Below are 13,078 nucleotides of genomic sequence, written 5' to 3' on the forward strand. Positions count from 1 at the left end.
ATGGGTCGTGCAAAAGATGATGAGATATCCTTGCCCGGAAATATAAATTCAAGGACTGGAAACATACTGCTCGCATGCTTTTTCATGTCGGGTGCGGCGGGGCTTGTATATCAGGTTGCGTGGGTTCGCATACTTTCACTCGTCTTTGGCAATACCATATACGCGGTATCCATCGTAGTTGCGGGATTCATGACCGGGCTTGCTCTTGGAAGCCATGTCTGGGGGAAGTGGATCGACAAGATCAAGGTTCCTCTGAATACATACATTAAACTGGAGATCGGGATTGCGCTAGCATCTTTGGCAATTACACTCCTTATATTTCTGCTTGACGATGTCATCGTGAGCCTTATGTCGGTTGACTCCATTTCGTCAGGCGGATGGCTGATAGTAAGATATATCCTCGTTTTCATCCTTCTTCTTGCTCCTACTTTCCTGATGGGCGGTACCACACCGGTGATGAGCAAGTTTTATGTGAATGATTTTGAAAAGGTAGGGGAGGGGATAGGATCCATTTACGCGGCGAATACATACGGCGCAATGTTTGGCTGTTTCTTCACAGGGTTTCTGCTTGTCCCGTTCATAGGAGTAAATGCAACGATCGCGTTTGCGGCGTTCCTTAACATGCTCGTGGCATGGATACTTACTCTTCTCGGCAAAAATTTTGCGATGGACAGCGGCGAAAAGAGCCTCGCGATAAACAGCGCTGAAAAGAAGAGCAGGAAAAAGGAGAAGAAAGCGGTTCAGGAGTCTGCCGGCGTATCTGTCGAAAGATACCGGGGATCCGTAAATACCGCGCTTGCGCTCATCCTCATCTCAGGTTTCAGCATGTTGGCATTTGAGGTATTGTGGACCCGCGGTTTTATTGTCTCCTTCAAATCAACTGTCTATCTCTTCAGCAATCTCCTTACAGTATTCCTTCTCGGCATGGCGTTCGGGAGCCATCTTTCAAGCAGATGGATCGACAGGCTGGAAGACCCATTAAAGATTTTCGGACTTGTTCAGGTGGGCATAGGACTCTTCGGGATACTTAGCGTTGTATTCTTCTCCTATTCGGAAAGCCTTGCGTCCAGTCTGGGGATGATGCTTGGGCAGATAACCTGGGTGAAAGATATAATAGTGATGTTTATTCTGATGCTCTTTACATTCTTCCTCCCCGCAACCCTGATGGGAATCTCCTACCCGGTCATCTGTCGTGTTGCCACGGATTCGCTCAGTTCAATAGGAAAAGACGTCGGCCTCGTTTATGCGGTTGGTACCGCAGGCGGAATTGCCGGCTCGCTTTTCGCAGGTTTCCTTCTGATACCCTCCTTCGGTTTGCAGTATGGAATCTTTATTGTCTCTGCGATCTCTCTCATAAACGGCTATGCCGGCCTTTTTAACTCCAATTCGCGAAAAACTCTTGGGCCGGTTCTTCCAATAACGGCGGTACTGGCTATTATGACCGTAATAGGCTTCAAAATATCAGGTACCGATATCGGCATCGGGACGAGGTCGGATGGCAGGCTGATTTTCAGCAAGGAAGACGTTATGGGGACGGTCAAGGTCGAGGAGAAGTGGGAAAATGGGCCTTTGACCCTTATGGTAAACAACTACCAGCTGGCGACAAGCGGCGATATCGCCGTTCGTTTCGGGCATATCCCGCTCCTGCTAAAACCGGATTCAAAAGATGTCCTTGTGATATCACTTGGCTCCGGAATAACGTCAGGTTCGGTCGGTGATCATCCGGTCGAAAGCATTGAGTCGGTAGAAATAGTGCCGGCGCTACTTGATATCCAGCCTCTGTTCAAGGAGTACAACCATAATATAATCGCAGACAAGCGTTTTCACCTTACTTTCTGGGATGGAAGGCATTATATAAAGGTTACCAGGAAGAGTTACGACCTCGTCATCTCGGACCTGTTCCAGCCTGACAGCGCCGGTGTTGGGAACCTGTACAGTCTGGAGCATTTCCGGAATGTGAAGAAAAAGCTGAAGAGCGGTGGAGCAATGGCCCAGTGGCTCCCACTCTATCAGATCTCGCCCGAAAGCCTGAAAGTGGTTATGCGCACCTTCGCCTCCGTTTTCGAGCATGTCGTCGTATGGTCGGGCGATGTAAACAGCGAGTTTCCGACGCTGATGCTTCTTGGCTCTTCCGAACCGATCTTGATAAATCCGGCAATGCTTCATGAGCGGATGGATACAGAGTCCGTAACGATGGACATGATCGAGTACGCTGATCCGCTCTCTTTTCTCAGCTTTTATGTCATGGATCGTGATGGTGTGATGAAGTTCACGGAAGGATCGCCGATAAACAGCGATAACAGGCCGGTAATAGAGTACACGGAACCGCGCAAAATATGGAACCGGAAGGAAAACGCGGTGTTCAACTTCGCTTCGCTTGTTTCGGCGCGACAACTCTCCACTAAACTTCTCCCTGGCGCGGATGAAGACGCCGAATTGTACACAGCGATAAAGAAATATTTTGATGCCCGCACAAAACTTCTGGAAGGGAAGGTGGAACATGCAAAAAGAAACTACAATCTGGAAGTCGAGAAGTATAAAGAGGCGGCAGCGCTCGCTCCAATTGATCCCTATCTTGCGCTTTCGGTGTTTGATCTCGGATATCTCTACTACAACAGGGGAGATCTCAAAACCGCAATTAAACTTTTTGAATGGACAAAGGTGATAAATTCGGATTTACCAGAAGTTCATTTCTATTTGGCGAAAACATACCAGAAATTGGGGATGCCGGAAAAATCGGAGAATTCATTCAAGGAACTGGCGCGATTGCGTCCTCAATTGGCCGAAAAACTGGTGGTCAAATAAAAATCAGACTTGCTAGTTTAACGTAACGTTGAATGATGAAAAGATAACGATACGATAAATCGTTATATGGGGAAGCCAGGGCGACACAATATAAGGTATTGAAAAAACAAGCATGCTTTTCCAGCTGCGTAGTTGAAAAAAAATGGTGTTTAACGTTACATTAGGCTGAATCCAGTTTGGAGAAATAGGTGGCAAACGTTTGAAATTGCAGACAAAAATAATAAAAAAAAAGATGGAGTTATAGGGTTTACGTTTGGTATATTATTCCCACTTCACCTCATCTTCTTGAGGTAGGAAGTGTCTTTAAGGGAACACAGTACTAGTAGTGAAAAAAGTTAACTTAAAAAGGGGGTGAGATGGTGAAAAAATTAAGTATTCTTGGTGCAATGGTTTTTGCAGTTACTTTAGCTGTAACAGCTTTTGCCGCAAAACCAGCTATAGCTAGGGTTCTTGGTGGTGGTTCAGCCATAACAGATACTCTGCAGATAGGTGAGATTACAAGCATCGGAAACAAGCAGTTGACGATAGCTACCCAGTTCGAAGAGAAATCAAAAACCTATACTTTGGACCTGTTACCGAATTGTTATGTTATGACCGCTTCACGAGGCGAGTTCAAGAAATTCTCTGAGCTCAAAAAGGGTGACCTTGTTGCTGCGTACGGATGGTACAAAGGTGGCAAGTGGAACGCTGTAAGGATAGACATTCTTGATAAGAATGACTACCTCGTAAAGAGATTGGCTGCTGATGCGAAAGCAAAAGTGTATTACAAACATGAGAACGTAAAATAAAAATTTGAGGGGGTGAGTGACTTTGAAAAAATATGTTGCCTATTTTATGGCGATAGCTGTTGCGTCCGTGTTTTCATGGAGCACAACGGCAGAAGCTAAAAAAGTAGTGCTGACCGAGTTTGATAAACGCGATTGGCACGTAACAGAAGGCCAGGATAACGACTCCCCGTTACGCGACTACGCAATTCTTTATGATGCGGGTGGTGTTGACGGTGCTCTGGGCGTTATCGGTATACCTTCAATGAGGACCTACAGGCACATCAGGTGTGGTGTTGACTTGCACAACTTCCCATTTTCGGGATCAAACGCAGGTAACAACAACGGTACTCCGGACGGTAAATATCTCTATGTTTCCGATAAGGGTTCCGACACAATTGCCGAGGTAAACCTGCAGACAGGTTGGGTTGAGAGAATTTTCGCTCTGCCGAAACCTTTTGGTATCCATCACAGTGCGGCTCTTGCACCGAACGGTAAATACCTCTTCGCAACTGGAGAGCTTACCGGTAAAATGCTCAAGCTTCGCCTTGAAGATGGCGCTACCACAGTTCTTGATATTCCGCCTGCACCTAGCGCACCGGACTATCCTGACACCAGCAAAGATGGTAAATACGTTTTCTCCGGAAACTATTATCACTCGGCTATTATGGTGTTCAGCCAGGATCCCTTTAAGCTTATTAAAGAGATTCCAGTTGGTAAGAACCCACACGGTACGAACGTAAGCCCGACAAACAGGATCGTAGCAGTCTGCGATAAACTCTCAGCTACCATTTCGGTTATCGACGTGGAACAGCTCAGGGTCGCAAAAGTTATTCCTGTTGGTGCGGGTCCGCTTCACAACCAGTTCGACACGCTTGGAAAGTACGACTACATTTCCTGCTTCGTGTCTGACTCTACTTCGAAACTCGATATGCAGAGAATGCAGTTGGTTGACGAGTTCCCGATTCACTACCGCGTTGGTCACAACTCAATAGCTCCTGACAACGGGTACTATGTTTCGCAGAACAAGTTCTCCACCGGTCTCTTTACTCCGACCGGTATCGTTTTCGCAGTTAACTTCGAGCTTCAGGATATCGACGAGTCTTCCGACACATACGGTAAGTCCGTTAAGATCATCCCTGTTGACGGCGAGCCGCATGAAGGAAGGATGATTTTCGCATCCTACATTCAGAGGTGGAACACCGGTAAGGGCGAAGAGCTCTTCTCGAAAGGTTATAACCTTGGTGACTACCATGTAAGCTTTGATGTTGGACCTGGTGTCAACAGCAAAACAAGGCCTCAGCTTGAGCCTGCTCACTGGAAAAACACCAAGAAATACTGGATCGCAAGGGATAACGGTAAACCTGGTATAACAAAAGAAGGCGATGTTCATGTTATTCGCATAAAAGCCTTCTCATACGGTTATGTTCCAAGGTTTATCCACGTTCCTCAGGGCGCGAAAGTCCGCATAATCTTCACAAACATCGACAAAGCGGCCGGTCTTACAAAGAACCCGGACGTTACGATGGGTATGGCAATATACGGTCACTACGGCTTCAGGACCATGATCATTGGTCCTCGCGGTATGTCGGCTGTTGCCGAGTTTGAAGCAGATAGAGCGGGCGAGTACGAGTTCTACTGCCAGCACTTCTGTGGTCCGTTGCACCTTGAGATGCGCGGTACCTTCTTCGTTGATCCGAAAGGAAAACAGGCTTCTCTTGCAGTTGGTGACTACGACCGCGTAGCACAGCAGGAACAGCTGGTAGACGAGGGAGAGCGCGAGTGGCTTGTTGGTACAAACAGGCTCCTTAACAAGCTCAAAGAGGGTAACGAACCCACCATATAGGCTGATGTCTCAATATTATTGAGATGTATTGGACTTATAACGAGACCGGGTGTAACAGCCCGGTCTCTTTTTTTTATTGAGGAATAATGAAATCTTCGGTACGGATAATTTGCGCGATCCTGATGGTCGCGGTGTATATAGGATGCTCCGGCAAAAAAGCCAGTTCCATGCCTGCAACTCCGCCAGATCAGGTTGTACTGCATTTTTATGACCTGTTAAAGGATGGTGGCAAGATCGCGAACAGGGAGGCCTTCAATATGGTCAGCACCAAGTACCGAGGGCTTGATCCGAATGATTTCAGGAAGTGGACCGATACCTACAACAGGGATTCAAAAATCTCTATTATGGAGACCGTTGTCCCGGTTGCTCCGGATTCAAAAGGGGATATGGTCGCAAAGGTTATTATGGAAGTACAGACGCCATCAACTTTTGGCGATTACTTTTCCACTACGAGTAATGTCAATCTCATACTTGACAAGGATTCAAACGAATGGAAGATAGACTTCATGGCGGATACCATCGATGAATCCGAATATCTGAATGCGCCCGCAGAGGCGAATTCCCCGGATGGGGAGAACCAGGAACAATAAAATGATGAATAAAGTTATTGATTGGCTGGATGTAAGACTTGGAGTAAAGGGATTCTATAAAGAACATATCGAATACTCTTTGCCTGAGAGCGCCAGCTTTTGGCACCTGTTCGGCGGACTAACGATCGGCTGTATTATAATTCAGGTTATTACCGGTTTTTACATGACAATGTACTACGTTCCGGTTCCAGAACTGGCTCATGAGAGCATAAAAACCATGTGCAATACCACAACATTTGGCGCGCTGTTTCGTAACGTGCATCGATACAGTTCTACTGCGGGGATATTCTTTCTGTTTATCCATGCGATACACGTTATGTCACGTCGCGCTTACCGCGCTCCACGCGAGCTTACATGGTGGGTTGGGATCATTCTTGCCGGCCTCTTTATTCTTCTCCTTATTTCCGGGATCATCGTTCCCTGGGATTGGAGAAGCTACTGGGAACTTATCATCTGGGCAGACTGGATCGACAGCATTCCGCTTATTGGCGACAGCCTTAAGGGATTGGTCCTCTCAAGCTTTACACTTGGCAGAAACTACGCCGTCCATATCATTTTATTGCCGGTGGTGCTGTTTTTCTTTCTGCTGATCCACATAGTGCTTGTCCGCAAACTGGGGTTGTCAGATCGCGCGTAAACGCGCTTGTTAATCTGAAAAAAATGGAGATTGTAAGATAATGTTTTGGGGAAGAAAAGATGCAAAATGGTGGCCGCACTATCTGCTGACGCTGTCAGGAGTGATGGTTGTGGTGCTCATCATAGTCAGCTTGCTTGCGACTTTATATCCGGTGCCGGATGATGCTCCTATGGTCATACCTATGCCGGATGACGGGGAAAATGTTCCAGGGCCTGAATGGGTTTTCCTCCTTTTCTGGATGCCGTTCTGGTATTTCAAGGGGAGGATGAAAAAGTACCTCGTGTTCATGACAGTAATACCGATTCTAGCTCTTATTTTCTTTATTCTACTTCCATATCTGGACAAGCTTCCGCTTGCGAAATATTTAGGGAAAATTCCGAAGTTGAACAGTTTTATGGAAAGTGCCAAACAGCTTCCAAAAGGGATAAAGAGAAGCTTTATTTACGGGATCCCGGCGTTGGCGTTTGCCCTCGTCCTTGGATTCAGTTTTGTTGCTACGGGACATCAGGCGAAGATACTTGGTTGTGATTCGTGCCACAATCCCGCCATGGGACACAGAATGGCGATACCGCCAATTGATGTTTTCAACTACTATATGGTCGATAGAGCGAGGCAGATCGGCGTCGGCAAATACAGGGCCGGCAAGGAAAGTCTCGAAGGGAATTCAGGAAGATTTTTTCAGGATACTGGAGACACCGAGGGTGGGTACAAGGACGCAAACTGGCAAATGAGGCATATGTATGAACCAACCTTCACCTGGTAGCAGGGTGGGACGAATCGCAAAAACTGTTATTGCTCAGGCTCTTCTGGTTTTGTTATTGGTCTCCGTGCCAACGGCACACAGCGCGAATAATGACAATGAGAGGTTGAGCGGAGTTGTTGCGCCCAAAATCACTATTGTTGAACCGTCAAAATCGTCTACGGCGCCTGATGTTTTCGAGTACCGTATTCCCACAAAATACAGCATGCCGACAGGTCTTGCCGTTGATTCCAAAGACAGGGTATGGTTTACCGAAATGGCAGGAAATTCCGTAGGGGTGCTAACTCCCGGAACAAATGAGATCAAGGAGTACAGGATACCTTCCACGAAGGATCTCCCTTCTTCGGAGTGGGAATACAATCAGGAGGTGAAAGATTCTCCAATTGAATCTCTTAATGTATACAGTGTCGGAAGCCCCGGCAATCTGATTGTCGGCAAGAACGATATAATCTGGTTTGTTACTCATCTCGGCAACAGCATTGTTCGTTTCGAGCCGGACAAGGAGGAGTTTACCGAGTTTATTCTCCCTACTGAAGACGCTAGACCGTATGACCTTGCCGAAGATTCAAAGGGGAATATCTGGTTCGTTGAGAAGAATGGGGGAAAACTCGCCCGCCTTGATTTTGAAAAGAAAAAGATCGTCGAGATTAGGCTTGAGCAAGGGGTCAATCTCATGGGGATGGTAATAGACAAGGACGACAACGTATGGATTGGCGACGTTTCCGGGAACTATCTGGCGCGATATAATCCAACAGAAAAAAAGCTGAGGAGATTCCCGATCGGCATTCCTCAGGCACAGCCCGGAAATATGAGGTTGGATAAAAAGGGATACATATGGTTCTGCCAGCTCCGCGCGCAACAGCTTGGTGTGCTTATGCCGGATCCAGGTATTTTCAGCGTGGTTACCATGCCTGGAAAAAACACGGTTCCACAGGCAATCGCGCCGGCTGATGACGACAAGGTTTGGGTGGTAGACAGCATGATGAACAGGTTCGGCTATTTTGATACTGTAAAGCTTACCTGGTCGATCTTCGCAATACCGACGGCAAACTCACAGCCGATGAGCATGGATTTGGATTCCGCCGGGGATATCTGGTTTACGGAAAGCGGCAGGGACGCCAACAAGATAGCCAGGGTAGTAAGATCCACTGTCCCGGAAAACGGAGGGAGTTCCGCAATCTCCGATATGGAAAAGGAAGAAAATGCCAAAGCCGGGAAAAAATCAGGCAAGAGGAGATTGCCGGTATTTTTGGCAATAGGGCTTTTTGCAGTGGTTCTTATTGCGGGATTTGCGTTTTCCAGAAAAGCAAAAAAGAATTGACCCATGTTGCCGCGTAGAATTTTGGCGGGATTGATTTTCCTCCTCGCACCAGCCGTTTCCCATTCAGGAGAGCTGATATCAGAGTACAGCCTGCCTACCGAACATGCCTATCCAACTGGCATTAGCGTTGCAGATGATGGTAGCGTCTGGTTCCTCCAATACAAAGCGAATCGCCTTTCGAAATTCAATCCGAAGACGAAGGAACTGGAAGAATTTGCCATCCCGACGTCAAAAAGCGGCGCAATCGACACTGACATAGATCAGAATGGGGATATCTGGTTTACTCAGGAAGATTCATCCGTCCTGGCGAAATTCGACGTCAAGACAAAAAAATTCAAAGAGTACCTTATCCCGACAAGGAATACGAAACCAGCATCAATACGCATTGCCAGAAACGGGATAGTCTGGGTTTTGGGATGGAATAACGATCTTCTCATAAGGTTCAATCCAACAGTTGAAAAATTTACGGAATTCAAGATCCCTACAAAGAACAGCAATTCCTATGACCTTGCAGAAGATAAAGTAGGGAACATATGGTTTGTTGAGAGGGCAGGGAACAATCTGACAAAATTCGATCCGAAAACCGAAAGATTCAAGGAGTATCCAGTCGGTGAATATATGCAGTCCGCCCTTGGCACCGTTGTAGATTCAGATGGATTCATATGGTATCTGCGAATGATAGATAACCGGATGGTCAAGTTTGACACCCTTACCGGGAAATCGGTGGATTTTCCGATCCCGAAGAATAAAGGGACAAAGGAACTGGCAATTGATAAGAATAACAATATTTGGCTTTCACAGCACACCGATAACAGGCTTGTGAAGTTCAGTTCGGCCTCAGGGGGTCTGACGCAGACTTTTGATCTACCTACAATGAAATCCCAGCCTGTATCTCTGGGGATCGCGCCGGACGGAAGCGTCTGGTTTTCTGAAGTCGCAACATCCAAGATAGGGCATCTTGACGTAAAGATGGCCGGTGAGCTTTCAAAGAAACTTAAGGTCAAGGTCAATGTGCCTGACAATCTATTCAAATGAACAGTAAGGGGGGAGTAACCACCGCCATATACCTGGCATTTTTCTTCTCAGGCGCGGTTGGCCTTGCATACGAGGTTGTATGGGCCAGACAATTGTCGTTGCTGTTTGGCGTAAGCATCTATGCCGTGAGCGCCGTTCTCGTAGCCTTCATGGGGGGATTGGGTGCCGGTGCGGAATTTTTTGGAAGGAAGCTGAACGAGGGGATGGCCCCTGCCAGACTTTACGCCGCACTCGAAGTTGCGCTTGGCGCCTATCTTCTTCTGTTTCCGCTCTGGCTCCTTATACTTGAAAAGGTTTACATTGCGGTACATCCAGGCGCAGATGGAGCTTCCCCACTTGTTATACTGATAAGATTCATTCTTGCTGTTGGGGTTCTCATTGTTCCGGCTACGCTGATGGGGGGGACCCTCCCGGCGCTCTCGAGATATTTCGCCGAACACGAGGAGGTGACTAGCGGTAATACCGGAAGGCTCTACGCGGTAAACACGCTGGGGGCAATGGCAGGTTGTATTCTCGCAGGATTCTGGATGATAGAGACATTTGGCTTGACCGCCACGCTTCGGACAGGCGCGGTGATAAACATCATTCTGGGTGCAACCATATGGGGACTGGCTGGGGAAAAGAGCTGGTTCCTCTCCGACGTCAAAGTGCTGAAGACTAAAAAGAGAACCGGATCAGAGGAACCAAAGATCGACGTCGCTCTCCTCGCTGTGTTCGGAATATCGGGTTTTACCGCAATGGGGCTTCAGGTACTCTGGACCCGGATGCTGGTACTCCTGCTCAACAATACTACCTACGCATTCGCGCTGATCCTTGCGATATTTCTGCTCGGGATCGGTCTTGGGAGCGCTCTCGGCTCAAGGTTTATCGGGAAGGAAGATTCAAGGAATGTATCGAACTTCGCCTTTTTTCAGATAGGGATAGGGCTGTTCGCGCTCCTCTCCATGGCTCTCTTGGCGAAGAACGCCGACCTGATAGAGATACTTTCGCTCTTTGTCAGCGATAACGGCCTGCTTGCATCTCTTATCCCAGGCGGGAAAGTCATGGCATCTGCAATCCTCTTCGCGCTCATTATTGTTTTTCCATGCACCTTCCTTATGGGAGCCGGATTTCCACTGGTAGTAAAGGCCTATGCCTCCAGCAAGGAGAGCCTTGGCGGAGATGTGGGGAGGGTATACGCCGTCAATACGATTGGATGCGTGCTGGGGGCGCTGGCAGCGGGCTATCTCTTCATCCCGGTCATGGGGATACATAAGGCTTTCATATTTATCTCATGGCTTGTGATAGCAGGTGGCGGATACCTGATCTTTTCCAGGTCACCGAAACTGAGGGTTCCTGCAGGCGGATTAATACTTCTCATCCTGGCACCATTCACCGCGTTGCTACTTTATGCTGGCGACATCAGCTATTTCCTCAGCATACAGAAGCTGGAAGGGGGGAGCGTAGTGGAATACTATGAGGAGGGGGCCTCGGCATCCGTTCTAGTATCCAACAGGCAGTCGGGGATGACTATCGCCAGCAAACCTGTCAAAAGGCTGTGGATAAACGGCGATCCGATTGCGGGATCGTTTCGGGATGCGCTGCAGCTGGAGAGGCTTCAGGCCCATATTCCGCTGCTTTTACATAACGACCCCAAAGAGGTGCTTGTAATATGCTTTGGCACAGGTTCGACAGCCGGCGCGGTATCGGCCCACAGGGTAGAAAAAATTACGGCAGTTGATATATCCCGCGAGGTTTTTAACGCGGGCGAAAGTTTTGCCGAGGGCAACCTGAACATCATGAAGAATGAGAAACTTCGCCTGGTAGAGGAAGATGGGAGGAATTTTCTCCTGACCACGCGTAGGAAGTTCGATTTTATAACTGCGGAGCCGCCTCCACCTTCGAATGCAGGTATCATAAGCCTCTATACGAAGGAATTTTACGAGCTCTGCAAATTGAGACTGAAGAAGGGGGGGATAGTCTCCCAGTGGATACCTCTTCACCATTTATCCGAGTCCGATTTCAGGTCGCTGGTCGCGACGTTTCACGAGGTCTTTCCGAATACCAACATGTGGTACACGAAATGGGACGCCATCATGGTTGGTTCCGTAGAGAAAATTAATCTCGATTTTGATCAAATCGCCGCTGAAATGAAAAATCCTTTCGTCGCGGCAAGTTTGGGGGAGATAGGGATTATCAATCCATACCAGCTTTTGGCCACATACATGACGGATAGCGAAGGTATCAGGGCTTTCACAGCTGGCGCGAAATCGCTGGTAGATGACCATCCGATCACCGAATTCTCCGCCCCCCGTGCGCATCTGCTGGGGCTGGAGATAATGGGGAGGAACCTTGAGAACCTTCTGAAAACGAAAAGCATTCCGAACGTGAGATATTCCGATCCCGAGGATGAAAAGATTGCCGTTAGATATATGAAATCGCAGGAGGTGTTTTACCGGGGGAGAGTAGCCTTGAATGACAACCGAAGGGGGGAAGCCGCATCCTTTTTCGAAAAATCGCTGGAAATTGAAAAAGAGAATTCTGATTCCAGGTTTGCACTTATTAATTTAAATCTCGAAGCTTTGAATTTCGCTGTGGCAAAAGGGAAAATCGAGCCTGGATTAAAAATGCTCGATGACACGCGCCACCTTGATATCTACGGCTGGTTCAAACCTCAGCTCCATTTTCTAAACGGCATGCTCCTGGCAGGTGGAAACAGGACCGCGGAAGCGGAGGCCGAGTTTAAAAAGGCGATAAGTCTCGACAGCGAATACTTCCTCGCAATAGTAAATTTGGCGGGGCTCTACGGCTTCAGAATGGAGCGACATGCTGAGGCAAAAGATCTGTATTTAAAAGCGTTACAGCTTGCGGCCACAACAAACGAGCAGGAAGCCATTTTAAAGGCTATATCGGAACTTACTAAAATAATGAAGGAATCGGTACCCCCCGTTTAGATGGACGGCGGGAAATCTTACTGTATAATGTAGCGAAAAAGGGGAGGGAATATGCGAAAATTGTTTTTGGTAATTTGTATCGTTACCTTTGGATATACTACTTCTGAAGCTTTTCAACCCTCAAAAGGGGGGGGCTCTCAAAAGGCTGAACAGCTTTATCGACAGGCAATGAACGCCTATGGAAGCGCCGGATATCAGAAGGCTGTTGAATTGACTACCGAAGCGATAAAAGCCGACCCAAAACATGCGAAAGCTTATACTCTTAGGGGAAAGGCGACAATGGGCCTTGGAGACATGGAAAGTGGCACGAAGGATCTGGATATGGCTATAAAACTCGATTCAACAATAGGCGAGGCATATTTCCTGAGGGCGCAGATGAGTGAGATC

General features: G+C 47.7%; 10 protein-coding genes. All 10 read left to right on the forward strand.

The annotated features are described in order from the left end of the window. Entirely contained in the window at positions 1-2,805 is a 2,805-nt protein-coding gene (locus OEY64_01815; GenBank protein MDH5541680.1) for a fused MFS/spermidine synthase, read from the forward strand. Positions 2,806-3,161: 356 nt separating this feature from the next. After that, on the forward strand, positions 3,162-3,593 hold the full coding sequence (locus OEY64_01820; protein ID MDH5541681.1) for a hypothetical protein: 432 nt from the start codon (positions 3,162-3,164) through the stop codon (positions 3,591-3,593). 22 nt (positions 3,594-3,615) lie between these two features. Next, a complete protein-coding gene (locus OEY64_01825) occupies positions 3,616-5,415 on the forward strand; it encodes a beta-propeller fold lactonase family protein (GenBank protein MDH5541682.1) in 1,800 nt (599 codons plus the stop codon). A gap of 86 nt (positions 5,416-5,501) precedes the next feature. After that, entirely contained in the window at positions 5,502-6,005 is a 504-nt protein-coding gene (locus tag OEY64_01830) for a hypothetical protein (protein MDH5541683.1), read from the forward strand. 1 nt (position 6,006) lies between these two features. Then, positions 6,007-6,642 carry a cytochrome b N-terminal domain-containing protein gene (locus OEY64_01835; GenBank protein MDH5541684.1) on the forward strand — a complete coding sequence of 212 codons (636 nt, stop codon included), beginning with the start codon at positions 6,007-6,009 and terminating at the stop codon, positions 6,640-6,642. A gap of 40 nt (positions 6,643-6,682) precedes the next feature. Further along, a complete protein-coding gene (locus tag OEY64_01840) occupies positions 6,683-7,405 on the forward strand; it encodes a hypothetical protein (GenBank protein ID MDH5541685.1) in 723 nt (240 codons plus the stop codon). Next, entirely contained in the window at positions 7,383-8,723 is a 1,341-nt protein-coding gene (locus OEY64_01845) for a hypothetical protein (GenBank protein MDH5541686.1), read from the forward strand. The genes OEY64_01840 and OEY64_01845 overlap by 23 nt, the downstream gene beginning before the upstream one ends. A 21-nt stretch (positions 8,724-8,744) precedes the next feature. Next, positions 8,745-9,758 carry a hypothetical protein gene (locus tag OEY64_01850; protein ID MDH5541687.1) on the forward strand — a complete coding sequence of 338 codons (1,014 nt, stop codon included), beginning with the start codon at positions 8,745-8,747 and terminating at the stop codon, positions 9,756-9,758. Next, positions 9,755-12,691 (forward strand): fused MFS/spermidine synthase, encoded by a 2,937-nt coding sequence (locus OEY64_01855; protein MDH5541688.1) that lies wholly within the window; start codon positions 9,755-9,757, stop codon positions 12,689-12,691. Before OEY64_01850 ends, OEY64_01855 begins: the two co-directional genes overlap by 4 nt. Positions 12,692-12,751: 60 nt before the next feature. After that, positions 12,752-13,078 (forward strand): hypothetical protein (locus tag OEY64_01860; protein MDH5541689.1); only part of this gene is annotated, 327 nt, incomplete at its 3' end.

The sequence above is a fragment of the Nitrospinota bacterium genome (assembly GCA_029881495.1).
Classification (GTDB): Bacteria; Nitrospinota_A; UBA7883; order JACRGQ01; family JACRGQ01; genus JAOUMJ01.

Bases quoted from the DNA above. Each gene is read 5' to 3' on its own strand.
- OEY64_01830 (MDH5541683.1), top strand. From the start codon at position 5,502: ATGAAATCTTCGGTACGGATAATTTGCGCGATCCTGATGGTCGCGGTG.
- OEY64_01840 (MDH5541685.1), top strand. From the start codon at position 6,683: ATGTTTTGGGGAAGAAAAGATGCAAAATGGTGGCCGCACTATCTGCTG.
- OEY64_01855 (MDH5541688.1), top strand. From the start codon at position 9,755: ATGAACAGTAAGGGGGGAGTAACCACCGCCATATACCTGGCATTTTTC.
- OEY64_01845 (MDH5541686.1), top strand. From the start codon at position 7,383: ATGAACCAACCTTCACCTGGTAGCAGGGTGGGACGAATCGCAAAAACT.
- OEY64_01820 (MDH5541681.1), top strand. From the start codon at position 3,162: ATGGTGAAAAAATTAAGTATTCTTGGTGCAATGGTTTTTGCAGTTACT.
- OEY64_01815 (MDH5541680.1), top strand. From the start codon at position 1: ATGGGTCGTGCAAAAGATGATGAGATATCCTTGCCCGGAAATATAAAT.
- OEY64_01835 (MDH5541684.1), top strand. From the start codon at position 6,007: ATGATGAATAAAGTTATTGATTGGCTGGATGTAAGACTTGGAGTAAAG.